General features: G+C 72.4%; 26 protein-coding genes and 2 pseudogenes. 13 read left to right on the forward strand and 15 right to left on the reverse strand.

The features are described from left to right. Positions 1-13 precede the first annotated feature (13 nt). Genes AB0H52_RS00695 through AB0H52_RS00705 form a run of 3 tightly spaced genes read right to left on the reverse strand, consistent with a single transcriptional unit; the run spans position 14 to position 2,461 of the window. Positions 14-871 carry an ABC transporter permease gene (locus tag AB0H52_RS00695; protein WP_151487581.1) on the reverse strand — a complete coding sequence of 286 codons (858 nt, stop codon included), beginning with the start codon at positions 869-871 and terminating at the stop codon, positions 14-16. Continuing rightward, complete coding sequence (locus tag AB0H52_RS00700; protein ID WP_151487580.1) at positions 868-1,881, reverse strand: ATP-binding cassette domain-containing protein; 1,014 nt, start codon at positions 1,879-1,881, stop codon at positions 868-870. The genes AB0H52_RS00695 and AB0H52_RS00700 overlap by 4 nt, the downstream gene beginning before the upstream one ends. A 25-nt stretch (positions 1,882-1,906) precedes the next feature. Then, positions 1,907-2,461, reverse strand: coding sequence for an NAD(P)H-dependent oxidoreductase (locus AB0H52_RS00705; protein WP_151487579.1), 555 nt, complete (start codon positions 2,459-2,461; stop codon positions 1,907-1,909). A gap of 133 nt (positions 2,462-2,594) precedes the next feature. Between AB0H52_RS00705 and AB0H52_RS00710 the strand changes: the two genes are divergently transcribed. The 3 genes and pseudogenes from AB0H52_RS00710 to AB0H52_RS00720 all read left to right on the forward strand — a co-directional run bounded on the left by AB0H52_RS00710 (position 2,595) and on the right by AB0H52_RS00720 (position 3,865). After that, positions 2,595-3,110, forward strand: coding sequence for a GNAT family N-acetyltransferase (locus AB0H52_RS00710; RefSeq protein ID WP_151487578.1), 516 nt, complete (start codon positions 2,595-2,597; stop codon positions 3,108-3,110). A gap of 97 nt (positions 3,111-3,207) precedes the next feature. Then, positions 3,208-3,345 (forward strand): annotated as a pseudogene (locus AB0H52_RS00715) (transcriptional regulator); the annotation flags it as partial. Between the two features lie 73 nt (positions 3,346-3,418). Further along, positions 3,419-3,865, forward strand: a complete 447-nt coding sequence (locus AB0H52_RS00720) for a hypothetical protein (RefSeq protein ID WP_225854074.1) — start codon at positions 3,419-3,421, stop codon at positions 3,863-3,865. Positions 3,866-3,951: 86 nt separating this feature from the next. On the opposite strand, the gene AB0H52_RS00725 is transcribed toward AB0H52_RS00720, so the two are convergent. The 3 genes and pseudogenes from AB0H52_RS00725 to AB0H52_RS00735 all read right to left on the reverse strand — a co-directional run. Then, positions 3,952-4,803, reverse strand: a complete 852-nt coding sequence (locus AB0H52_RS00725; RefSeq protein WP_151487577.1) for an aldo/keto reductase — start codon at positions 4,801-4,803, stop codon at positions 3,952-3,954. 99 nt (positions 4,804-4,902) lie between these two features. After that, entirely contained in the window at positions 4,903-5,361 is a 459-nt protein-coding gene (locus tag AB0H52_RS00730; protein WP_357944298.1) for a LysR substrate-binding domain-containing protein, read from the reverse strand. A gap of 31 nt (positions 5,362-5,392) precedes the next feature. After that, positions 5,393-5,545, reverse strand: a pseudogene (locus AB0H52_RS00735) (LysR substrate-binding domain-containing protein); the annotation flags it as partial. An 8-nt stretch (positions 5,546-5,553) separates the two neighbouring features. Between AB0H52_RS00735 and AB0H52_RS00740 the strand changes: the two are divergent. Continuing rightward, positions 5,554-6,057 carry a hypothetical protein gene (locus tag AB0H52_RS00740; RefSeq protein WP_357944301.1) on the forward strand — a complete coding sequence of 168 codons (504 nt, stop codon included), beginning with the start codon at positions 5,554-5,556 and terminating at the stop codon, positions 6,055-6,057. 30 nt (positions 6,058-6,087) lie between these two features. On the opposite strand, the gene AB0H52_RS00745 is transcribed toward AB0H52_RS00740, so the two are convergent. After that, a complete protein-coding gene (locus tag AB0H52_RS00745) occupies positions 6,088-6,627 on the reverse strand; it encodes a DUF1697 domain-containing protein (protein WP_151487576.1) in 540 nt (179 codons plus the stop codon). Positions 6,628-6,725: 98 nt separating this feature from the next. On the opposite strand from AB0H52_RS00745, the gene AB0H52_RS00750 reads away from it, so the two are divergent. Further along, on the forward strand, positions 6,726-7,718 hold the full coding sequence (locus AB0H52_RS00750) for a hypothetical protein (RefSeq protein WP_151487575.1): 993 nt from the start codon (positions 6,726-6,728) through the stop codon (positions 7,716-7,718). Positions 7,719-7,724: 6 nt separating this feature from the next. Here the strand turns inward: AB0H52_RS00750 and AB0H52_RS00755 are convergent, their stop codons facing one another. The 4 genes from AB0H52_RS00755 to AB0H52_RS00770 are packed head-to-tail and all read right to left on the reverse strand — an operon-like array spanning position 7,725 to position 10,746. Then, entirely contained in the window at positions 7,725-8,288 is a 564-nt protein-coding gene (locus AB0H52_RS00755) for a heme-binding protein (RefSeq protein WP_151487574.1), read from the reverse strand. 30 nt (positions 8,289-8,318) lie between these two features. Continuing rightward, entirely contained in the window at positions 8,319-9,056 is a 738-nt protein-coding gene (locus AB0H52_RS00760; protein WP_151487573.1) for a hypothetical protein, read from the reverse strand. Between the two features lie 2 nt (positions 9,057-9,058). After that, positions 9,059-9,853 (reverse strand): ABC transporter permease, encoded by a 795-nt coding sequence (locus tag AB0H52_RS00765; RefSeq protein ID WP_151487572.1) that lies wholly within the window; start codon positions 9,851-9,853, stop codon positions 9,059-9,061. Beyond that, positions 9,850-10,746, reverse strand: a complete 897-nt coding sequence (locus AB0H52_RS00770) for an ATP-binding cassette domain-containing protein (RefSeq protein WP_151487571.1) — start codon at positions 10,744-10,746, stop codon at positions 9,850-9,852. The genes AB0H52_RS00765 and AB0H52_RS00770 overlap by 4 nt, the downstream gene beginning before the upstream one ends. A gap of 131 nt (positions 10,747-10,877) precedes the next feature. Here AB0H52_RS00770 and AB0H52_RS00775 point away from each other — a divergent pair, with 131 nt between their 5' ends. The 3 genes from AB0H52_RS00775 to AB0H52_RS00785 all read left to right on the forward strand — a co-directional run bounded on the left by AB0H52_RS00775 (position 10,878) and on the right by AB0H52_RS00785 (position 13,413). Beyond that, positions 10,878-12,125, forward strand: coding sequence for a histidine kinase (locus AB0H52_RS00775; RefSeq protein ID WP_151487570.1), 1,248 nt, complete (start codon positions 10,878-10,880; stop codon positions 12,123-12,125). Positions 12,126-12,151: 26 nt separating this feature from the next. Next, positions 12,152-12,856 carry a response regulator transcription factor gene (locus tag AB0H52_RS00780; RefSeq protein WP_151487646.1) on the forward strand — a complete coding sequence of 235 codons (705 nt, stop codon included), beginning with the start codon at positions 12,152-12,154 and terminating at the stop codon, positions 12,854-12,856. Between the two features lie 146 nt (positions 12,857-13,002). Further along, positions 13,003-13,413 (forward strand): hypothetical protein, encoded by a 411-nt coding sequence (locus tag AB0H52_RS00785; RefSeq protein WP_151487569.1) that lies wholly within the window; start codon positions 13,003-13,005, stop codon positions 13,411-13,413. 100 nt (positions 13,414-13,513) lie between these two features. On the opposite strand, the gene AB0H52_RS00790 is transcribed toward AB0H52_RS00785, so the two are convergent. After that, the gene (locus tag AB0H52_RS00790) at positions 13,514-14,293 is read right to left on the reverse strand and encodes a D-Ala-D-Ala carboxypeptidase family metallohydrolase (RefSeq protein ID WP_151487568.1); all 780 of its coding nucleotides are present in this window, start codon (positions 14,291-14,293) and stop codon (positions 13,514-13,516) included. A gap of 304 nt (positions 14,294-14,597) precedes the next feature. Between AB0H52_RS00790 and AB0H52_RS00795 the strand changes: the two genes are divergently transcribed. Beyond that, a complete protein-coding gene (locus AB0H52_RS00795; RefSeq protein ID WP_151487567.1) occupies positions 14,598-15,236 on the forward strand; it encodes a DUF6642 family protein in 639 nt (212 codons plus the stop codon). 56 nt (positions 15,237-15,292) lie between these two features. Then, on the forward strand, positions 15,293-15,757 hold the full coding sequence (locus AB0H52_RS00800; protein ID WP_357944310.1) for a PPOX class F420-dependent oxidoreductase: 465 nt from the start codon (positions 15,293-15,295) through the stop codon (positions 15,755-15,757). A 10-nt stretch (positions 15,758-15,767) separates the two neighbouring features. On the opposite strand, the gene AB0H52_RS00805 is transcribed toward AB0H52_RS00800, so the two are convergent. Further along, a complete protein-coding gene (locus AB0H52_RS00805) occupies positions 15,768-17,000 on the reverse strand; it encodes a serine hydrolase domain-containing protein (RefSeq protein ID WP_151487565.1) in 1,233 nt (410 codons plus the stop codon). Between the two features lie 97 nt (positions 17,001-17,097). On the opposite strand from AB0H52_RS00805, the gene AB0H52_RS00810 reads away from it, so the two are divergent. From AB0H52_RS00810 to AB0H52_RS00820, 3 genes are all read left to right on the forward strand, one after another. Beyond that, positions 17,098-17,691 (forward strand): pentapeptide repeat-containing protein, encoded by a 594-nt coding sequence (locus AB0H52_RS00810; protein ID WP_357944313.1) that lies wholly within the window; start codon positions 17,098-17,100, stop codon positions 17,689-17,691. 187 nt (positions 17,692-17,878) lie between these two features. Further along, positions 17,879-18,838, forward strand: a complete 960-nt coding sequence (locus tag AB0H52_RS00815) for a hypothetical protein (protein ID WP_192580072.1) — start codon at positions 17,879-17,881, stop codon at positions 18,836-18,838. Between the two features lie 98 nt (positions 18,839-18,936). Next, entirely contained in the window at positions 18,937-19,266 is a 330-nt protein-coding gene (locus tag AB0H52_RS00820) for a hypothetical protein (protein WP_192580071.1), read from the forward strand. A 24-nt stretch (positions 19,267-19,290) separates the two neighbouring features. Here AB0H52_RS00820 and dacB read toward each other — a convergent pair whose 3' ends face one another. Next, the gene (gene dacB / locus AB0H52_RS00825; protein ID WP_151487564.1) at positions 19,291-20,874 is read right to left on the reverse strand and encodes a D-alanyl-D-alanine carboxypeptidase/D-alanyl-D-alanine-endopeptidase; all 1,584 of its coding nucleotides are present in this window, start codon (positions 20,872-20,874) and stop codon (positions 19,291-19,293) included. Between the two features lie 67 nt (positions 20,875-20,941). Next, positions 20,942-21,658: an aquaporin gene (locus tag AB0H52_RS00830; RefSeq protein ID WP_151487563.1), complete on the reverse strand. Its 717-nt coding sequence runs from the start codon at positions 21,656-21,658 to the stop codon at positions 20,942-20,944. Between the last annotated feature and the right edge of the window lie 12 nt (positions 21,659-21,670).

Consider the following 21,670-nt stretch of genomic DNA (forward strand, 5'->3'; position numbering starts at 1 on the left):
CCCGCCGACCGGGTCAGCGGCGGTTGTACCGGTACATCGTCAGCGTGCCGAAGACGAGCACGAATCCGGCGCTCCACGCCAGCAGCCACATCATGGCCGACGGGTCCGACGCGCCGTCCATCACCGCACGGACCGCGGCCACCAGCTGGGTGACCGGGTTGACCTTCACGAACGCCTGGAGCCAGCCGGGCATGGTGCTCGGCTCGACGAAGACGTTGCTGAGGAACGTCAACGGGAACAGCACCATCATGCTGACCCCCATCACCGACTTCTCGCTGCGCAGGATCAGCCCGAAGAACGTCCACACCCAGGAGAACGCGAACGAGAAGATCACCAGCAGTCCGATCCCGGCGGCGACTCCGGCGACCCCGCCTCCGGGGCGGAACCCGAGCGCCAGCCCGACGCCCAGGATCACCAGGGCGGCGAGGATGTAGCGCAGCACGTCGCCGAAGATCATGCCGACCAGGGCGGCCGGGCGCCACACGGGCAGCGTGCGGAAGCGGTCGAAGATGCCCTTCTCGATGTCGGTGTTGAGGCCGATACCCGTGTACATGGTGATCATCACGACGCTGGTCACCATGATGCCGGGCAGGAAGAACTGCAGGTAGTCGCGCGGGCTGTCGGCGAGGGCGCCACCGAACAGGTACGTGAACATCAGCACCATGATGATCGGGAACGCGGTCACGTCGAAGAGCTGCTCCGGCACGTGCTTGATCTTCAGCAGGGCCCGCCAGCCGAAGGTCAGCGACGCGCCCAGCGCGCTCGGTCGGGGCGGCCGGGCACCCGGTGCCAGGACGGTCGCCAGCGCCTCGGCGGACGGGACGTAGACCGACGGGGCGCGTTCGGTCGTGGTGGTGGTCGCGTTGCTCATCGGGCTGCCTCCAGCTCGTCGTCGTGCTCGTCGGCCGACACGGCCGGGTGATCGGTCAGGGCCAGGAAGACCTCGTCCAGGCTCGGCTGGCCGAGGGAGAAGTCGTCGACGACGATGCCGGCGCGGGCCAGGTCGCCGAGTGCGCGGGCGGCCTGCGCGCTCGCGTCGAGGTCGCTGCCGGCCTCGCCGACACGCGCGGTCAACGCCACCGGGTCCGCGGGGAGCTGCACCGGCACGTTGAGCGCATCCCGGAGCACCTTCTCCGCCTGGGGCCGCTGACCGGGGTCGCGCAGTCGCAGGTGGACCGTGCCGGAGCCGACCGACGACTTCAACTCGCCCGGGGTGCCCTCCGCGATCACCCGGCCGTGGTCGACGACCGCGATCCGCCCGGCGAGCTGGTCGGCCTCGTCGAGGTACTGGGTGGTCAGCAGCACGGTCGTCCCGTGCGACACCACGGCCCGGACGATCTCCCACACCTGGTTGCGGCTGCGCGGGTCCAGACCGGTCGTCGGCTCGTCGAGGAAGAGCAGGTCGGGCGTGCTGAGGATGCTCGCGGCGATGTCGATGCGCCGCCGCATCCCGCCCGAGTACTTCTTCACCTGCCGGTCGCTCGCCTCGGTCAGACCGAACGCGGCGAGCAGGGCGGCGGCGCGTTCACGGGCGGCCGGCCTGGGCAGGCCGAGGAGGCGGGCGAGGAGCACCAGGTTCTCCGTACCGGTCAGGTCCTCGTCGACCGAGGCGTACTGCCCGGTGAGGCTGACCCGGCTGCGGACCTTGTCGGCCTCGGTGACCACGTCGTGCCCGAAGACCCGGGCGGTGCCGCCGTCGGGGCGCAGCAGCGTCGCGAGCACCCGGACGGCCGTGGTCTTGCCCGCCCCGTTCGGGCCGAGCAGGCCGTAGACGGTGCCGGCGGGGACCTGAAGGTCCATGCCAGCCAACGCCCGGGTCTCCCCGAACGAGCGGGTGAGACCCTCGGCCTCGATGGCCAGGCCGGTGGTGCGTCTATTCATGATCCTTACCTTTCGTCGGGCGTGTTCAGGAGACGTAGGGCCGTGCCGCGCGCCCGTCGCGCAGCGCCAGACCCCACCAGCGCAGCTGGTCGAGCAGGACGCCGGCGTCGTGGCTCAGCTCGTCGGTGCACTGCGGTGTCGGTTCGCCGGCGAGCAGGTCGATACCGACGACGTCGCGCACCGTCATCGCGTGTAACGCGGTGAAGACCGTCCGTAGGTGATCGACCGCGTGCAGGCCGGTGGACCGGCAGCCGTACGACACGAAGCCGACCGGCTTGGCCTGCCACTCGTCGTACGCATAGTCGATCGCCTGTTTCAGGGGTGCCGGGAAGCTGTGGTTGTACTCGGGGGTGACCACGACGAACGCGTCGGCCCGGCCCACCTCGTGCACGAAGGCCTTGATGGACGCGGTCGGCGCGGCCGGGTAGCTGGCCGGGAAGTCGTACTCGCTGAGGTCAACGACCGTCACCGTCAGGTCGTCGTGCCGTTCAGCCTGCTCGACGAACCAGTTGGCGACCCGGTCGCCGGCCCGCCCCTCCCGGGTGCTGCCGACGATCACGGCGATCCGCAACGGTGTCACATCGTCACCTCCTCCCTTCCTGAAGGCGCGAGGTGACGGCCGCCGCCCGCTAGATCGGATCTAGCGGGCGGTGTTTTGGGGCCGCGATGTCGGTGGGATCGGCTTGACTGGGGTCGACGGACGGGGGAATCGGATGGCACAGGCACACATCGAGCCGTGGAGTGAGAGCGATCTCGACCTGCTGCGACAGCTCAACTCACCGGACACCCGCAAGCACACCGGCGGCCCGGAGACCGACGAGCAGGTGCTCGCCCGGCACGACCGGTACGTGCACTTCGCCGACACCGGGCAGGGGTGCATGTTCACCCTGGTGTTGCCGGACGGCGCGCGGGTGGGCAGCGTCGGCTACTGGGCCCGCGAGTGGCGCGACCAGCCGGTGTACGAGCTGGGCTGGGCGGTGCTGCCCGCGTACCGGGGGCAGGGGCTGGCCACCGTCGCGGTGCGCGCGGCGCTCGACGTGGCCCGCGCCCGGCGGGACCGGCGCTACGCGCACGCGTACCCGTCGGTCGACAATTACGCCTCGAACGCGGTCTGCCGCAAGGCCGGGTTCACGCTGCTCGGCGAGACGAGTTTCGAGTACCCGCCGGGGCGGATGATGCGCTCCAACGACTGGCAGCTCGACCTGGCCGCCCCGCCGACCGGGGGCTGAGGTCGGCGGGGCGGTTCACGCCGGTCACCAAGAGCCCGGCCGAGGCTGGGACCGGCGGTACCACCCTGGGTGGTCCTGCCCCGGGCATGCTGGACGCATGACGAGCAGCGGCCTGCGGCGTGACGAGCTGGCGGCGTTCCTGCGTACCCGTCGCGCCCGCCTGCGCCCCGCCGAGGTCGGCCTCCCCGACGGGGTACGTCGGCGCACCCCCGGCCTGCGTCGGCAGGAGGTCGCCCAGCTCGCCGGGATGTCGATCGACTACTACATCCGGCTGGAGCAGGGCCGGGGGCCGCGCCGCGTACCAGGTATTGGCCTGGAACCGTCTGGCCACGTACTTCGTGGGAGATCTCGCGGCCGTGCCGGACGCGGACCGCAACATGATTCGCTGGACGTTCCGCCAGCCGGTGACCGACGCGCACTGGACCGATGCCGACGCACGCCGGTTCGTGCACAGCACGGTGGCGGACCTGCGGGCCGCCTACGGCCGCTACCCGGGCGATCCGGCGATTCGTGAGCTGGTCACCGAGCTGCTGGGCACCTCGCCCCGGTTCGCCCGGCTCTGGGCGGAGCACGACGTCGAGGAACGCCGTCCCATCGTCAACCGGGTGCCGCATCCCGACCTGGGGTCGCTGGAGTTCGAGTGCCGCGTGCTGCTGGTGCCGGAGACCGAGCAGCGGCTGATCGTCTACGTGCCCGCGCCCGACTCGCCGACCCAGGCGGTGTTCCGTCGGCTCGCCGAGCGCGTCGGCACCTGAGCCGTCCGGGGGAGCCGCACCGCAACGAGCGTGATGCCCCACAGTCATCAAGATGACTGTGGGGCATCACGCATTGGAGCGAGCGGTCAGCGGGGGACGTAGGCGAAGGTGTCCGGGTTCGGGCCCTGCCGCCCGGCCTCGCCCTTGTTCAGGTCGGTGATCCGCTCCATCGCCGCGTCGTCCAGCTGGAAGTCGAAGATCCGGGTGTTCTCCTCGATCCGCTTCGGGGTGGTCGACTTCGGGAAGATGATGTCGCCGCGCTGCACGTGCCAGCGCAGCACCACCTGCGCCGGGGTCCGGCCGACCTGCTCGGCGATGTCGACCACCGCCGGGTCGTCCAGCACCTTGCCCTGCGCGATGGGTGACCACGCCTCGGTCAGGATGTTGTGCTCGCGGCCGTACGCGCGAACCTCGTCGTTGGTGAAGTACGGGTGCGCCTCGATCTGGTTGACCGCCGGCACGACGCTCGCCTCGTCGGCGAGCCGCTGCAGGTGCGACACCTGGAAGTTCGACACACCGATCGAGCGGGCGCGGCCGTCGCGCTGGAACTCCTCCAGCACCTTCCACGTCGAGACGTAGTCGCCGTCGTACAGCGTCGGCAGCGGCCAGTGGATCAGGAACAGGTCGATGTAGTCCATCTTGAGCGCCGCGAGCGTCGAGTCGAACGCCTTGCGCGCGTCGTCCGGGCGGTGGAAGCCGTTGTTCAGCTTGCTGGTCACGTACACCGAGGCCCGGTCGAGGCCGGACATGCGCACCGCCTCGCCGACCTCGGCCTCGTTGCCGTACATCTCTGCGGTGTCGATGTGCCGGTAGCCCGTCTCAAGCGCGGTGGTCACCGCCGCGACGGTGTCCTTCGGCTCGATCTGGTACACCCCGAAGCCGAGCTGCGGAATGGTGGTGCCGTCGTTCAGGCTGATGTCGGGAATCGTGTTGGCCACTGCGGCTCCTTCGCTTTTTTCGTTACCTGTTCATCCATACCCGCGCGGGTGGGCGATTCACCGCCCAAATCGTGGTGACGAGCACAACGGCGGTTCGGTTCACCCTGTCGTGTCGAAGAGCACCGGCCACGGCCGCGCCCCCGCCGCGGAGGGCGGCGCGAGCGGGGTGGGCTCGGCGGCGGCCAGCACCTCGGCGGCGAGCTGCCCGACCATCGGCGCGGCCGGATGCGCCGACCGGTGCGGCCAGGCCGCGGACGTCCGCTTGACCACCGGCGTGTCGGCGATCGGTCGCCACGCGATCCGAGGTTCCCGCCGGGCGAACGTCGCCGGCTCCACGGCCGCCGCGCCGCCGGCCAGCACCAACCCGAACAGGAACTCCGGGTTGCGGGCCGGTCGGACCCGGGCCGGTCGCCAGCCCTGCCGGCGGCACACCGCCAGCAGGTGGTCGTGCCAGCCGGGCGCGGTGGCGCGGGGCGCGGCCACCAGGTCCAGGCCGGCCAGCGCGGCGAGCGGCACCTCCCGGCCGCGGGCCAGCGGCGAGGCGCGCGGCAGCAACACCCCCCAGGGGTACGTCGACCGGTGCGCCGAAGCGCAGCCCGTCGGCCGTCACCGGATGGTGCACCAGACCCACGTCCAGGGTTCGCTCGCCGAGCATCCGTACCTGCTCGGCGGTGGTCAGCTCGTGCAGCTCCACGTCCAGGCCGGGTGCTCGGGTGGTGAGTTCGTCCAGCAGCGCCCGCAGCGAGCGCGGTGAAGGGTGGGGAGGTGCTCGACTTCGGCGACCACACCATCGAGGTGGTCGGCTCGCTGCACAGCCGCAACCCGTCGTACTCGGTGGCGTTCCCCGGGGTGCGGGTGAGCCAGCCGGCGCTGCCCGCGACCATCGAGGACCTGCCGGAGGGGGACACGCTGGGCTACCTGCTGCGGGTCGAGCACGGTCCGTCGGTCTACTTCACCGGCGCCAGCGACGTCGCCGAGCGCAACCTCACCGGGCTGGCGCCGGACGTGGCGATGGTGGCCATGCAGAGCGCCACCACCACCGGCGACTACCTGCCCCGGCTGCTGGCCGGCCTGGACTACCCGAAGGTCGTGGTGCCGGTGCACTACGACAACTTCGAGACCCCGCTGCGGAACCCGCCGGTCGTCGCGCCGGCCGACCGCGCCCGCCTGGACGACATGATCGCGGCGGTGCGCCGGATCTCACCGCGGAGTCGGGTGCTGGTGCCCGAGTACGAGACCGCGTACCACTTCTGACCGGTGCCTGCGGACGTGGCCGCTGCCGGCTCAGGCGGCGGCCATGTCGGCCAGGGTGCGCACCGACTTCCCGTTGCGGGTGGTGGCCACGACGGCGAGCTTCTTCTCCAGGTACGCGTTGGTGAACTTCGACCGGCCGTAGCCGCCGTCGGGGAAATGCAGGTAGACCTCCCGGCCGGTCACCGTGAACGCCACGTTCTCGCCCCCGGGCACGGTCAGCGCGTCCACTGTGGCCTTCGCCGGAGCGGTCGCGAGGAAGGCCACCAGCAACCTCGTCGGGTCGGCCTCGACCTCGGCGTACGGGTTGCCGCCGGCCACCGCCGCCAGCTCCCGGGCGCTGCGCACCAGCACCGGCACGGTCAGGCCCAGCTCGTCGGTGAGCGCCCGCTCGATCCCGCCGGCCAGCTTCTCGGCGTCACGCACGGTGCTGCCGAACACCACGTTGCCACTCTGCAGGTACGTCCGGACGTCGTCATGCCCGAGGTCGGTGACGATCCGGCGCAGGTCGGCCATCGCGAGCCGGGTGGTGCCGACGTTGACCCCACGCAGCAGGGCGACGTACCGGGTCATGGGCTCCTCCTCGGTGCGGGCCGACCCGCTCAGCGTAGGGCGACCGGCCCGAGATGTGCGGGCTGCCGGGCCGAGCCTCTGACGGCTACCGTCCAGGAATGCGATCCGCGCGCCCGATCGGGCTGCTTCTCTCCGGTGCCGCCGTGCTGCTCTGGGCGGTCGGGATGACGGTGCTGCAACCGTTGACCGAGCCGATCGGCCCCTGGTCGGAGCGGCTGCCGGGCAACAACGCCTACTGGGCACGGGACCTGCGGTTCGTGGCGATCGTCGCGGTGGTGCTCGGGCTGCTGCTGGCCGGTCGGGGGCAGCTGAGGTGGAGCGGCCCGGCGGTGGTGCTCGGTGGTGTGTGGATCGCGGCCGACGTGGCGATCGACCGGTCCGACCCGGCCGGTACGCCGTCGACGGTGCTGCTCGCCGCGGGCGGCTGCGCGGTGCTCGGTGCGCTGGTGGCGGTCCTGTCGTGGCGGGAGCGCGGCGCGCCGCCCAGCACCGACCGGAGGGCGGTGACCGGCACGGCCTGCGTGGCCGGGGTGCTCGCGGTGGTGGCCGCCGGGATCGAGTCACCGACCGACCGGGAGCCGGAGCTGACCCCGGCGGCCTTCGTGACCGGCGTACTCCTGGTCGCCCTGACCGCCGTCGCCGCCCTGGCGGCGGCCCCGGCCCGCACGCGGAGCCGCGGCCTGCTGGCCGCCGGGCTCGGCGCGGTCGCCGTCGCCGGTGTCGCGCTGATCCGGGCGGTCCCGCCCGGCACGCGAATCCTGCCGATGGTCGCCCTCGGCGCGGTGCTGCTCACCGGTGTCACCCTGCTGGCCTGGGACTGGCCGGGAGGCCGGCCGGTCTGGCGGCATCACACCCTGGCGGGTTTCGCCTCGCTGGTCGGGCCGGTGCCGATGCTGCTGGTCGCGGGTGTCGCCATGATGGGGCTGCTGCCGATCGGCCCGACGTTCACCGCGCTGGCCGGCAACAGCCCGATCAACTCCGCCGATTCCGACGTGCTGCTCTCGCTGGCCGGGCTGCTCGCCGGGCTCGGCATGGCGCTGCTGCTGGCCTGGCCGGCCGCGCTCGGCCACCGGCCCGGCCCGCCGAGGTAGCGCGGCTCACTCCACGACCGGCAGGACGACCTCGTTGCGGCGCAGGAACCACGGTTTCCACGGCGGGTCGTAGCGGGCGTACCGGATGGCACCGGTGGGTTGCAGGCCGGCCGCGGTGACCGACCGGCCGAGCACGGTGGCCCGCTGGCCGAACGCCCGCTCGGTCCACCGGCCGGAGAAGCGCACCGCGGCCGCGAGCTGCGGTGGGATCTCCCGGATCCGGACCCGGGGATCCACCGGCTCGGGCAGGGTGGCGGCGGTGAAGGCGGCTGGCATGACGAACTGGATCAGGTACGCGCCCGGCCGCTCACCCTCCTCCTGGACCACCGGTACGGTCATCGCGATCCTCGTCGTCCCGGGGGCCGCCCGCGTCACCGGGGTGGTCGTCCCGATCGGCTGGCGGACCCGGTTGGCGCCGCCGATGTAGCCGGCCAGGGGTCGCAGCGCCTCGATCGGCGCCCGGATGAACGACGACTGGACCCGTACCTCGGCGACCAGGTGGGCCGGATAACGGCGTAGCTCGAAGCCGGGGTGTCGGGACACCACCCGGTACGGCTGCTGTTCGGTCATCGCGCGCTCCCAGGATCTCTGGGACGAACGCTACCGCCCTCCGGGCTCCCGCTCGGCCGAAGTCGGCCGGCCCGACCTCGGGGTGACGGCCCGCCAGTACTGTCGTTTGCCCTCGTCGCGCAGCACCACCCCGATGCGGCCGAGTTCGCGGCGCAGCTCCCTCGCGTCGTCGCGGCGGTCCCGTCCGAGTGCCCGCTCGCGGGCCCGCAGCAGGGCGTCCGCGCCGGCGGGCAACCCGGGCAGGTCGGGCACCCAGAGTCGGTACGCCGACCGGTGCGGGTCGGCGTCCGCCCAGCCCCAGCCGTGGGTGCGGAACGCCGCCGCGAGCTGGGCGGTCGGCAGGTCCGTCGATTCCCGGGCCAGTTCCGCGTCGTCGGCGTCGAGCAGAACCAGGTGCTTGTCGTCGACGAAGACGACCCGGGTCTCCGCCCGTGCGACGCTCCGGTCGCTGCCGGCGCGGCGCAGCCGGACCTGCGCCGCGTCGACGGTGACGATCAGCCGCTCGGCGGTGCCGATCGCGCCGACGACCAGACCGCCCAGGACGCCCACCGCGGTCGTGCCGATGGTGGCCTGCGGCTCGGGCAGCCGGTCCAGCAGCGTGATGAAATCCTGGAACGGCACCCAGGGCAGGCCGGCGAGCCAGCCCGTCGTGGCCGCGAGGAGCCATCCGGCGCCGGCGCCGAGCAGCGGGAAGCCGCCCCACAGGACCGCCAGTTCCAGCGGCCCGCCGGTGACCACGGTGCGTGGGCCGTAGCCGTCGCCGGCCATGCTCAGGACACCTCGCGACGGAGCGTCCGGACCAGACCAGCGGCCATCGGCAGGACCAGCCAGACCAGCAGCGACACGGCCAGTCGGCCCCACTGCCCGCCGGTGAGGTGGTCGGTGAAGAGCGGTTCCATGGTCCGGCTGGTGTCCAGCCAGCCGGCCGGGCCGCGCAGCGGGCGTACCAGTTCGCTGAGCACCGACCAGAGGGTGGGCAGCAGCAGGTAGCCGACGATGGCCAGCGGCGGGTTCAGCAGGAGCAGGCCGAAGGCGGCGCCCATCAGCACGTTGGCCACCTGGAAGATGACCGCGTTGCCGATCAGGGCGGCCTCGACCCGCCAGGTGCCGGCGCCGCCGGTGGCACCGGCGACCAGCGTCCCGGCGGCGGCGATGGCCAGGCTGGCCAGCACCGAGGCGAGCGCGGTCAGCACCACGGCGATCAGCTTCGCGGCCACGACGCGTTCCCGGCGGGGCACCAGCGCGTACGTGGTGAGGGCGGTGCGTTGCGACCACTCGCTGGTGATCGACAGGATGCCGAGCACCGGCAGCAGCACCCCGACCGGCAGCAGCGAGGGCGTGAAGAAGTTGACGAACGTCTGGTCGGCGTCCTTCGCGTAGATCAACTGAAGGGTGACGATCGCGGCGGCGATCAGGCCGATGGTGATCAGCAGCCAGCGGCCGGCCCGGGTGTCGACGAGCTTGCGCAGCTCCACGACGGTGAGCCGGACCAGCGACGGCCGGTCTGCCGGGGCGTGCTGCCGGGGCGCGACGGCGCCGGCGGCGGGCGCGGTGGTGGTGGTCATCGGACGGCCTCCTTGGTGGATTCGCCGGCGGTCAGGGTGAGGAAGAGCTGTTCGAGGCCACCGCTGCCGGCGGGCCGCAGCTCGGCCAGCGCGACGCCGGCGTCCGCGGCGGCCTGGCCGACCGTCTCGGCGTCGGCCTGCACGAGCAGGCCGTCGGTGCCGTCGGCGGCGCTGAGGTTGGCCGCGTCCAACGCCCGACGCAGCGCCGCGCCGTCGCGCGCCCGCACGAGCGTGCCGCCACCGGCGAGCAGTTCGTTCTTGTCGCCCTGGGCCACGATCCGGCCGCCCCCGATCACCACCAGCCGGTCCGCGACCGCCTCCACCTCGCGTAGCAGGTGGGAGGAGAGCAGCACGGTGCCGCCCCGGTCGGCGAAGTCGCGCAGCAGCCCGCGCATCCAGAAGATGCCCTCCGGGTCCAGGCCGTTGGCCGGCTCGTCGAGGATCAGCACCCGGGGGTCGCCGAGCAGCGCCTGGGCCAGGCCGAGCCGCTGGCGCATGCCCAGTGAGTACGCCCGTACCCGCCGCTTGGCGGCCACCGCGTTCAACCCGACCAGGTCGAGCTTCGCGGCGACCTCGCGCCGGTCCAGACCCATGGTGTACGCGGACAGCGTCAACGCCTCGCGGCCGGTGCGCCCGGCGTGCTGGGCGGAGGCGTCCAGCAGCACCCCGACCTCCCGTCCCGGGTTGGGCAGCTCCCGGTAGGGGCGGCCGGCGACGGTGGCGCGACCGGCGGTCGGCGCGGTGAGCCCGGTGATCATCCGCATGGTGGTGGACTTGCCGGCGCCGTTGGGGCCGAGGAAGCCGGTGACGGTGCCCGGCTCGCAGTGGAAGGACACGTCGTTGACGGCCGGATGTGGCCCGTACCGCTTGGTGAGGTTCTCCACGGTGATCATGCGGTCGAGCGTGCCCGCGCCGCCCGGCCATCCGCAGCGGCCGCCGGTCGGTGCCGCACCGACCTTGGTCGACCGCGGGGTCTCGACTTTGGTAGCTGGTTGTCGGCGCCCGTGCTGCCTAGCATGGGCGCGTGACCAGCGTCGCCGTCCCGGAGCACCCCTGGCTGCTGCCAGGGGAGCTGGCCGTGCCGGTCGACCGTGCGCGTACCCATCCGCGTCGCACCACCCGCGACTGGATCGTGGACGGCCTGGCGTTCCTGCTCGGGCTGCTCTGGGTGCTGTTCGTCACCGTCGACAGCCTGTCGCCGGCTCCCGAGACGGCGATCCCGCTGCCGCACGACTGGATGGTCGGCGCGGACGCGCTGCTCGGGCTGGCCTGCTGCGGGCTGCTCTGGCTGCGCCGACGGTGGCCGCTCGGGCTGGCGGTGGCCACCCTGCCGCTCACCCTCTTCTCGTTGGCCGCCGCCGTCCCGCTGCTGATCATGTACTTCACCGTGGTGGTGCACCGGCGGACCGCCGTCGCGATCGCGATCACCGGTGTCGGCCTCCTCACCAACCTGGTCTTCAGTTGGCTGCGCCCGGACCCGGCATGGCCGTACTGGGCCACCGTGTCGTGGGGTGTGGTGATCACCCTCTCGGTGCTGGCCTGGGGGATGTTCGTCCGGGCCCGCCGGCAGTTGATCGTGTCGCTGCGGGAGCGCGCCGAGCGGGCCGAGGCGGAGCAGCAGCTCCGGGTCGCCCAGGCCCGCCACCTCGAACGCACCCGCATCGCCCGGGAGATGCACGACGTGCTGGCCCACCGGATCTCGCTGCTCAGCCTGCACGCCGGCGCGTTGGAGTTCCGCCCGGACGCTCCGCCGGACGAGGTGGCCCGAGCCGCCGGGGTGATCCGGGGCAGCGCCCACGCCGCTCTGCAGGACCTGCGTGAGGTCATCGGGGTGCTCCGGGCCGAGGGCGGCGGCGACGCCCCGGAACCGCCGCAGCCCACCCTCGCCGACCTGCCGGCCCTGATCGCCGAGTCGCGGGCGGCCGGGGTGCGGGTGAACGTGAACGACGGCGTCGTCGCGCCGCAGGACGTGCCCGCCGCGCTGGGCCGGGCCGCGTACCGGATCGTGCAGGAGGGGTTGACCAACGCCCGCAAGCACGCGGCCGGGGCGGTGGTCACGGTGGACCTGGCCGGTGGGCCGGGCACCGGGCTGACCGTGGCGATCTGCAACCGGTGGCCGGTGGGCGCACCGGCCGGCGACACCCTCCCGGGGGCCGGCACCGGCCTGGTCGGTATCACCGAGCGGGTCACCCTCGCGGGCGGCCGGGTGGCGTACGGCCGCGACGACGCGGGCGACTTCCGGCTGGCCGCGTCGCTGCCGTGGCCGGCGTGACCGGGCCGTCCGGCGGGCCTTCCGGCGTGGCCGGGCCCTCCGGCCCGGCGGGGGAACCGGTCGCGTCGCCGGTGCGGGTGCTGATCGTCGACGACGACGCACTGGTCCGCGCCGGGCTCTCGATGATCCTCGGCGGCCTGCCGGACCTGACCGTGGTGGGCGAGGCGGCCGACGGCGCTGAGGTGCCCACCGCGGTCGACGCGTACGCCCCGGACGTGGTGCTGATGGACATCCGGATGCCACGGGTCGACGGGTTGACCGCCACCGAGGCGCTGCGCGCCCAGCCGCACCCACCGGAGGTGCTGGTGTTGACCACCTTCGACGCCGACGAGCAGGTGTTACGGGCGCTGCGTGCCGGCGCCGCCGGGTTCCTGCTCAAGGACACTCCGCCGGCGGAGATCGTGCACGCGGTACGTCGGGTGGCCGCCGGTGAGGCGACGCTGTCCCCGTCGGTGACCCGGAAGCTGATCGCCCACGTGACCGCCCCCGGCACCCCGGCCGGTCCCGACCCGCGCCGCGAGCGTGCCTCGCGGCTGCTCAGCGGGCTCAGCGAGCGGGAGCGGCAGGTCGCGGTCGCGCTGGGTCGGGGCCGTACCAACGCCGAGATCGCGGGGGAGTTGTTCATGAGCGTGGCGACCGTGAAGGCGTACGTCTCGCGGCTGTTGACCCGCCTCGACCTCAACAACCGGGTCCAGGTGGCCCTGCTCGTCCACGACGCCGGCCTCGTCTGAGCAACCTCATCCGTGTCATTCCGCTGCGGAGGATCTGCTTACCGCGTAGGGGAATTGAACTTTCGTCCGGTGCCGGCCGTACCTATGGCAGAGGATGTCGGTGCGGTGGGTCCGCCGTACCGCTGCCGAACTGCGGGAGGCCTGCCGTGCGAGTTGGTGAGCAGTCGACGGATCCCATCGATCAGGTACTGGGTGAGGTGCCGGTGCCGGCACCGCTGACGCCCGAGGATGTTCGGCTCGCGGTCCGGGCGGTGGTGGTGCACACCGCCGAGGAGTGGCCGACCGGGCCGCTGTGCCGCAACGACGGCGCCTCCTACCCGTGCCGCCTGCACCGCTGGGGGCGGCGGGTGCTGGAGACGCACGGGCTCAACGAGCGGCAGATCGAGGCGTTGATCCGGCACGGCAACCCGTTCGTGCACGTACCCTTCCCGTTCACGGCGACCGGGCCGTCGCGGCAGCAGGCCGCGCGGGTCGTCCCGCCCGGGGTACGACCGACCGCTGCTGGCCGGCCGGTGACTCCCCCCGTCACCGCGCCGCGCTGGCCCCGGGCGAGCTGAGCGCGGCACCCCTCCGCCCGCCCGACCCGGGGCACACGACGTCGGCCCGCCGCGAAGATTCCCCCTCCGCGTCGGGCCGACGTCGCTCCGGCCGATCAGCTCAGTTGCCGACGCCGCAGTCCGGCGCGGACCAACTCGTGGTGTTCGAGCTGCGGTCGCTGTTGTTCTCCCGCCGCGAGTCGACGTGCACGTGATCGTCGTGGTCGGGGTAGCCCGGCCCGTAGATGCCGCTGAAGCCGTTGTTGCGGGCACCGCGGGCGACCTGGCACAGCGACGACGTCCGCGAGGTGACGTCGGCCGCGTTGCCGTAGAGGTGCTGACTGTCCGACACCCCGCCGACCTGGTCGTTGCAGGTGCGGCTACGGAATCCGCTGGACACGTTGAGAGGCTTGTCGCCGAGGCTCTTGCGCAGCGCCTCCAGCTTCCACATGGTGCGCAGCGCGTTCTGCTTGGTCTGGGCCGCCGACAGGGGGCCGCCGCTCCACCCGCTTGCGCCGCACCCGTTGTCCAGCTCGCTGTAGCTGAAGTGGGCGGGCGTGCAGTCGTTGTCCTGTAGCTGGTACAGCTTGGTGAAGGTCTGGGGGCCGGCGATCCCGTCGGCGCGTAGCCCGTACGCCTGCTGGAACCGTTTGACCGCGGCGGCGGTCTTGGGTCCGTAGCGGCCGTCGTTCTCCACGATGTCCCGGTAGCCGGCCCAGCCGGCGACCCGGATCTGCAGCTGGCGGACGTCGTCGCCCGAGCGCCCCTGGGTCAGGGTGCGGTTCCACGTGTAGCAGCCGTCCGCATGCGCCGCCGGCGCGGCGACCACCGCGGCGATCGCTGCCCCGGGCAGCGCCAGGGCGAATGCGACGGCGGCTCGCTTCCAGGTGTTTACGCGCACAGAAGTCCTCCCGATAGGAGAGCGAATGGGGTGGCTTCGGGACATCGACCGAGGCGTCCCGCGATTTCCACCCTCGCACTGATCGCGGCGGTTGGCGGCAATTAACGAGAATTGTCCTCACGAACCGTGATCCCTGGGCCTTGGCTGTGAATTCGGCTGATTTGCGAAACAGCCATTTACTCCCGATCACCCCTGAGTTGACCAAGTGCCACCGAACGTCACAATCGACCCCACCGAGGGTGATGTTCCTCGGCGTCCGGCGCGCGGTACCGTCAGCGCGGGCGGTGGACTGGCGGAGGTGCACGTGGCACGCGGTGGTGTCTTCTGTGTCGAGGGTCAGTGGCACCGCGACCTCAACGAGCGGGGCTCGGTGCTGCCCACCCTCGAGTTGCTGGAGCGGCTCGGCAAGATCCGCTTCATCCACAAGGACGCGGCCACCCGCGACGAGCTGTTCTACTTCCTGGACCGGTGGCTGCTCAAGCAGTACGCGGACCACCGCGTCGGCTTCTTCGCCATGCACGGCGAGCCGAGCCGACTCTGCCTCACCGACTGGCAGTCGGTGGAGTTGAGCGAGGTCGCCGATCTGATGGCCGGCCGGTGCGAGGGACGCCGACTCTATTTCGGCAGCTGTTCCGTGCTGCGCGCCTCGGACGCTGTGCTGCGCGAGTTCCTGGACGTCACCGGAGCCGCTCTGATCTGCGGTTTCACCCGAGAAGTGGACTGGGTCGAATCGGCGGCCTTCGAAACCGTGCTCCTCGACGTGCTGGCCAACGGGCAACGACACAATGCCGCCGAGCTGCGGATGGGCTCGGCCCACTGGGCGCCGCTCGCCTCGTACCTCGGCTTCCGGGTGATCTACGCCAACGGCCGGGCCTGGCGCCCGTCCGGCCGCCCCCGGGTGCCCACCCAGGCCGTGCACCGCACGGCGGCCCCGCCCCGCTGACCCGTCGCCGTCGCCCTGCCGCCACCTCGGCGCCGTCAGCCTGGTAGGAACGAGGAATGGCGCGCAGCATCGCGAAGAACACCCGGGTCGACCGGGACACCCTGCTCGACTTCCTCCGTCCGCGACACCGCGTCGTGCTGATGACCACCCGGGCCGACGGCCGCCCGCAGTCGTCCCCGGTCTCCGCCGGCATCGACGAGCAGGGTCGGCTGGTCGTCTCCACCTACCCCGAGCGGACAAAGGTGACGAACATCCGCCGCGACCCCCGGGTGTCGGCCTGCGTGCTCAGCGACGACTGGAACGGCCCCTGGGTGCAGATCGACGGCACCGCCGAGGTGCTGGACCTGCCCGAGGCGCTGGAGCCCCTCGTCGAGTACTTCCGCAGCATCTCCGGAGAGCACCCGGACTGGGACGACTACCGCGCGGCGATGGTGCGCCAGGGCAAGTCGCTGATCCGGGTCACCATCGACTCGTGGGGCCCGATCGCCACCGGCGGCTTCCCCGCCCGCCTCGCCGACTGACCGCTGCCGGTCAGTCGACCAGGGCGGAGTACACGAGCTGGCGCAGGTGCGAGCGCAGCGGGTACGTGCTCGACGGCATCAGCTGCGTGAACAGCAGCGCGGTGACCTCCTCGGCCGGGTCCACCCAGAACGCGGTGCTGGCCACCCCACCCCAGTAGTACTCGCCGACGCTGCTCGGGACCCGGCTGGGGATCGGGTCGCCGGTGACCGCGAAGCCGAGCCCGAAGCCGATCCCGTCCAGGGTCGTCTCGGCGAAGCCGCCGGTGGACAGGGTGCCCAGGTCCTGTCCGCCGGGCAGGTGGTTGCGGGTCATGAACCGCACCGTGCGTGACCCGAGCAGGCGGACCCCGTCCAGCTCGCCGCCGCGCAGCAGCATAGAGGTGAAGCGGTGGTAGTCGGCGGCGCTGGAGATCAGACCACCGCCGCCGGAGAGCAGGCCGGGCTTGCGGTACGCGAGCGCGCCGAGGCTGTCGTGGCGGACCGCCTGACCGCTGCGGGGGTTCGGTACGTAGAGCGCGGCCAGCCGGTCCGCCTCGTCGCCGTCCACCCACCACCGGGCGTCGGTCATGCCGAGCGGGCCGAAGATCCGGTCGGCGAAGAACGCGTCGAGACTCTGCCCGGAGATCACCTCGACCAGCCGACCGAGCACGTCGGTGGCGACCGAGTAGCCCCAGGCGGTGCCCGGCTGGAACAGCAGCGGCAGCGCACCGAAGGCCGCGCAGGCGCCCGCCAGGTCGACGTCCGCCGGCGGGTACAGGTCGTATCCGGCGGCCCGGTACAGCCCGTCGACCACCGAGGTCTGCATGAAGCCGTACGTCAGGCCGGCGGTGTGGGTGAGCAGGTGCCAGACTCGGATCGGCTCGACCGCCGGCACGGTGTACGGCTTGAGCGTCGAACCCTTGGAATAGACCCGCAGGTCGGCGAACTCCGGCAGCCAGCGGCTGATCTCGTCGGTCAGCTCGAACCGGCCCTCCTCCCACAGCATCATCGCCGCGACCGAGGTGACCGGCTTGGTCATCGAGTAGATCCGCCAGAGCGTGTCGGCCTCGACCGGGGCACCCGACTCCCGGTCCCGCAGCCCGTACGTCGAGGAGTGCGCGACCTCGCCGCGGCGGGTGACCACCACCTGCCAGCCGGCCAGCCGGCCGTCGTCGACGTACCGGCCGAAGTGCTCGTCGATGCGCGCCAACCGCGCCGGGTCGAAACCGAGCTGATCCGGGTCCATGCTCCGAGCGACACTCACGTCGCCGAACCTACTAGCCGGTACGCCCGCACCGGAAGGGGGCAGCCTTCAGCCTGCCCGTCCACGGGCTGTCGGTGGCCGCCACTAGCCTGACCGGATGCCGGAGCTGACCGAGGACGCGACCTTCCGCCACGAGGACTGGTACGCCGAGGAGTTGACCGACCGGCACTTCGTGGGCTGCGAGTTCTTCCAGGTGGATCTGACCGAGGCGGTGAGCCGGGGTGCGGTCTTCACCGGCTGCACGTTCGGCAACGTGCAGTTCAACGCCTCCCGGCACGTCGATTCGGCCTTCACCCGCTGCGTCTTCAAGCGATGCAACTTCTTCGAGGCCGAGTTCACCGGCTGCAAGCTGGTCGGCAGCACCTTCGCGCAGTGCGACCTGCGCCCGTTGCGGGTCGACGGCGGGGACTGGTCCTTCGTCGCGCTGCCCGGCGCGGATCTGCGCGGCGTCCGCTTCACCGACGTCCGGATGCGCGAGGCCGACCTGACCGGGGCCAACCTCACCGGTGCCACGGTGACCGGCGTCGACCTCTCCGGCGCGCAGCTGCACCACAGCCGGCTGGGCGGTGCCGACCTGCGTCGCAGCGACCTGACGGCGCTCGACCCCACGACTGTCGAGCGGGTCGGTGCCATCGTCGACGCCGATCAGGCGGTGCTCATCACGCAGGCGCTCGGCTTCCGGATCGGCTGAGGCGGGGCCGCGCGGGCGGGCCGCCGGGCGCGGCCCGGTTGTCCGATACCGTCCGGTTCCGGACTGGACAGGTCCGCCGGTCCGGATCTAGCGTGTCGTCCACGCCGGTGCAAACGTCAAACGGCCCACAGTGGATGGTGCGATCCGCGACGGTCGATGGTGGCCGGGCGGTGGAGGTGGAGGGTCGGTGGCGGACGAAGACCGCGTGCGGGCGGATTCCCGGGCCGGAGGCGAGCAGTCCGACGTGCCGGCATCGCACCGATGGCGGGCCGTCACCGCCGGGCAGACCCGCAGCACACTGCGCCGAATCGCCCGCGCCCGGCAGCGCCGACGCTGGGCGGTGGAGGGGCTGGCCGTCCTCGCCTGCCTAGCGGCGCTGGGCACGTACCTGGCCACCCGGTCCGGCCCGGAGCCCGGCGACGGCCTGGCGGGTCGCTCGGGCGTGCCCGCCGGGGCCACCCGACCCTCCGGCTTCCCCGCGGCCGAGGGACGCACCGGCGACGTCGGGCCGGCGACGCCCGGCCTGCGCCCCCGCCAGCGTCCACCGTCGCCCGACCCGACGCCGTCGGCCAGCGCGCCCGCGGCCCCGCCACCGTCGACGGCGCCCACCCTGTCGGTGAGCCGGGCCGAGGCTCCCGGCGAGATCGATCTCACCGCCGTGGGCAGCCGGGACTGGATGCACTGGGGGTTGCACGGCGGCACGTCGACGGTCCGCAAACGCGGCGGATCCGGGGAGATCGTCGACGGGGGAGGCAAGGGTGCCAGGGTCGGCTGGGACGGCAACCAGGAACTCGTCAGCTGGCGCGACGGCACGCCCGAGCGGTCGGAGAGCGACAGCTCGAACGGTGTCTACACCTGCGGTGCCGGCAACGGCTTCAGCCTCGCGATCGCCGGCAGCGGTGAACCACGCACCGTCCAGGTCTACGCCGGGACCTGGATGGCACGGGGTCGGCTGGACGCGTGGCTGTCCACCGGTGGGCCGGTGAGCAAGGTGCGGTTGGAGGACCCGTACACCAGCCAGAGCGCCCAGTTCACCATCCGTTTCCAGCTGCCGAAGGGTGCCCGGCTGCTGTTGAGCTGGACGGTGGAGAGGTCCTTCACCCCGCACTGCGGCAACGTTGGCCTCCAGGCCGTGGCGGTGCGCTGACCGACTGCTCCGCGGGACAGTTTGTCCGTCGCGTACCGTCGATGGCGTCGTAACTTTCTGCTGTCCCCGTGCAACCATCCATTGTGGAGGCAGCGCAGATGAGCAGCAGTACCGCGCACCGCGTCCGTCCCGCCGCCCCGTCCGGTGCCGGCGAAGCGTCCGGGGAGGTGCTCCGCGACATCCCCCTGCCGCCGTACGTCACTGTGGAGGACGCCCAGTTCGCGGTACGGGCGGTGGTGGTGCACGCGCCCCGGCGGTGGTCCGGTGGCGTGGTCTGCCGCAACGACGCCAGCCCACACCCGTGCCGGCTGCACCGCTGGGGCACCCGCGTGCTGGCGTTGCGCGGGCTGCGGGCCGCTGAGATCGCCGCGCTCATCGAGCGCGGCGATCCCACGGCTGTCGTCCGTCCACCCGACCGCCCGGCCTGAGCGTCCCGCCGGCCGCGGGGGCGGTCAGCAGGTGATCGGCTTGATCCAGGAGCACTCCACGCCCTCCGGCGTCCGCGGCGTCTCCGGTACCGCCGGGGCTGCCATCCGGGCCGTGGTCGTCGCGCCCTCGCGGTAGCCGGCCAGCGTCACCGCGATCTGGTCCTCCAACGCCTTGACCGACGCGGTCAGGTAGTTGTTGAGCAGGATGGAGAACGCCAGCAGGTGGCCATCGGCGCTGGTGACGTAGCCGGACAGCCCGGACACGCCGGTCAGGCTGCCGGTCTTGGCGTGCACGTTGCCCGCCGCCGGGGTGCCGGCCATCCGGCTGCGCAACGTGCCACCGACGAACCGTTCCGGCTGTCCGGCGATGGGCAGCGCCTCGTACCAGGTGGCGAACCAGGGTTCGGCCCGGACGGCGGCCAGCAGGTCGACGAACTCTGCCGCCGGCACCAGGTTGCGTCGGGACAGGCCGGAGCCGTCGCGTTGGCGCAGCGAGCCGGTGTCCATGCCGGTGTCGGCGACGTACTCGCTGATCGCGGTGATGCCGGCGGACCAGGTGCCCGAGCCGGACAGCACCCGGCCGATCTCCTTGGTCAACACCTCGGCATGCCCGTTGTTGGAGAGCTTGAGGAACGGCGTCATCAACTCGCCCAGGCTCATCGAGTCGTGCCGGGCCACCGGGTGGGCCGCCTCCGGGGTGGGCTGACCGAGCACGGTCCGGCCGAGCACCCTTACGCCGTGTCGTTTCAGGGCCGCGCGGAACACGTCGGCCGCGTAGCCGGTGGGTTCCCAGACCGTCACCCAGTCACTGGCCGGGTCGTCACCGAGCGCGATCTGGCCGGTCACCACGACCGTGTTGCCGCCGTGCTCGCGCTCGATCGAGATCGAGGTCTCGCCCTCGGCGACCGTCTCGGCGCGGTTGTCGATGCGGACGTACCCGGTGGCCGGGGTGGTGCTGACCACCGCCGGGGCGCCGGCCCGGGCGGCCGGCGCGGCGTTCACGATCACGGTGCCCGCGTCGTAGTCGGTGTCCGGCGCGACGCTCAGCGCGGAGACCTGCGCGGCGTAGTAGTAGGGCTCGTCGTCCCAGGTCCAGTCGGGGCCGAGGCGGGTGCGGTCGTAACGGGTGTCATCGGCGATCAGGTTGCCGGTCACGACCCGTACGCCGTCGGCGGCCACCTGCGCGGCGAGCGCGTCGTAGTCGGCCGCGAGCATGGTCGGGTCGCCGCCGCCGCGCAGGTAGAGGTTGCCGGAGAGCAGGCCGGCGCGACGCGTGCCGGTGGTCCGTACGTCGGTGGTGAAGTGGTGCCCGGGGCTGAGCAGCGCGAGCGCCGCGGTCGAGGTCAGCAGCTTGGTGTTGGAGGCCGGGATCAGCCGCCGCTCCCCGTTGCGGTCGTAGAGGGTCTGGCCCGTGCTGGTGTCGACCACGACCACGGACGCCTGCGCGCCACCCAGTCGGGTGTCGGCGAGGATCGTGTCGATGGTGGCGCGAAGTTGGGTCGTCGCGGGGGTCGGCGACTCGGCGGTGGCGCCGGGCGCGCCGGCGGTGGCCGCGGTGGCGACCAGCGCGAGCAGCGCGAGCGCCCGAGGAAAGAGACGGCGATGCATGGGCTGATGCTGCCACGAAGGTATTCGCCGGAAAAGGGCCTCTGGCGAAGGTTATTGCCGACCGTGTCTACGTCGGCCGTCCGACGGACCGGTCGTGCCCGCCCCAGTAGTGCCGCTGCGCACCCATGATCAACGGTGCCACCAGTGCGGCGATCGCCCCGCCGAGCAGGGGAAAGACGATGAACAGCCAGAGTTGGCGCAGGGCGACGCCGCCCTCGAAGACGGCCGGGCCGAAGGCGCGGGCGGGGTTGACCGCCGCGCCGGTGAGCGTCACGCCGACCAGCTGGGTGGCGGCCAGGGCCAGACCGATGGCCACGCCGGCGACGCCCGGATCTTCGCTGCGGCTGGTCACCACCAGGACGACCAGGACGAAGAGGAACGTCAGGATGAGTTCCAGTACGGCCGCTCCGCCCCGGTTGATGTGCGCGCCGTACCCGTTCGCGCCGAGCGCGCCGGTCTGGTCCGCCACCTCGCCCCAGCGGGTCAGTGCCCAGAGCGCGAAGCCGGCCACCGTCGCGCCGGCGAACTGGGCGATCCAGTACGCCACCGCGCCGATCACCGTGATCTTGCCGGAGAGCAGGACGCCGAGCGTGACGGCCGGATTGACGTGGCTGCCGGACAACGGGCCGATCGTGTACACCAGGGCCAGCATGACGAAGCCGAAGGCCAGCGCGACCACCACCACGCCGCCCTGCACGCGTGCCGCGACGGCGGAACCGACGCCGAAGAACACCAGCAGCAGAGTGCCGAGGAACTCGGCAGCTGCGCGACGGGAATCTTCCATTTCCCCAGCGTA

The organism is Micromonospora sp. NPDC050695, from assembly GCF_040654415.1.
In the GTDB taxonomy this organism is placed as follows: domain Bacteria; phylum Actinomycetota; class Actinomycetes; order Mycobacteriales; family Micromonosporaceae; genus Micromonospora.

Bases quoted from the DNA above. Each gene is read 5' to 3' on its own strand.
- AB0H52_RS00710 (WP_151487578.1), top strand. From the start codon at position 2,595: ATGGCACAGGCACACATCGAGCCGTGGAGTGAGAGCGATCTCGACCTG.
- AB0H52_RS00765 (WP_151487572.1), bottom strand. From the start codon at position 9,853: ATGACCACCACCACCGCGCCCGCCGCCGGCGCCGTCGCGCCCCGGCAG.
- AB0H52_RS00820 (WP_192580071.1), top strand. From the start codon at position 18,937: ATGAGCAGCAGTACCGCGCACCGCGTCCGTCCCGCCGCCCCGTCCGGT.
- AB0H52_RS00755 (WP_151487574.1), bottom strand. From the start codon at position 8,288: ATGACCGAACAGCAGCCGTACCGGGTGGTGTCCCGACACCCCGGCTTC.
- AB0H52_RS00830 (WP_151487563.1), bottom strand. From the start codon at position 21,658: ATGGAAGATTCCCGTCGCGCAGCTGCCGAGTTCCTCGGCACTCTGCTG.
- AB0H52_RS00800 (WP_357944310.1), top strand. From the start codon at position 15,293: ATGGCGCGCAGCATCGCGAAGAACACCCGGGTCGACCGGGACACCCTG.
- AB0H52_RS00695 (WP_151487581.1), bottom strand. From the start codon at position 871: ATGAGCAACGCGACCACCACCACGACCGAACGCGCCCCGTCGGTCTAC.
- dacB (WP_151487564.1), bottom strand. From the start codon at position 20,874: ATGCATCGCCGTCTCTTTCCTCGGGCGCTCGCGCTGCTCGCGCTGGTC.
- AB0H52_RS00770 (WP_151487571.1), bottom strand. From the start codon at position 10,746: ATGATCACCGTGGAGAACCTCACCAAGCGGTACGGGCCACATCCGGCC.
- AB0H52_RS00760 (WP_151487573.1), bottom strand. From the start codon at position 9,056: ATGGCCGGCGACGGCTACGGCCCACGCACCGTGGTCACCGGCGGGCCG.
- AB0H52_RS00750 (WP_151487575.1), top strand. From the start codon at position 6,726: ATGCGATCCGCGCGCCCGATCGGGCTGCTTCTCTCCGGTGCCGCCGTG.
- AB0H52_RS00745 (WP_151487576.1), bottom strand. From the start codon at position 6,627: ATGACCCGGTACGTCGCCCTGCTGCGTGGGGTCAACGTCGGCACCACC.
- AB0H52_RS00700 (WP_151487580.1), bottom strand. From the start codon at position 1,881: ATGAATAGACGCACCACCGGCCTGGCCATCGAGGCCGAGGGTCTCACC.
- AB0H52_RS00810 (WP_357944313.1), top strand. From the start codon at position 17,098: ATGCCGGAGCTGACCGAGGACGCGACCTTCCGCCACGAGGACTGGTAC.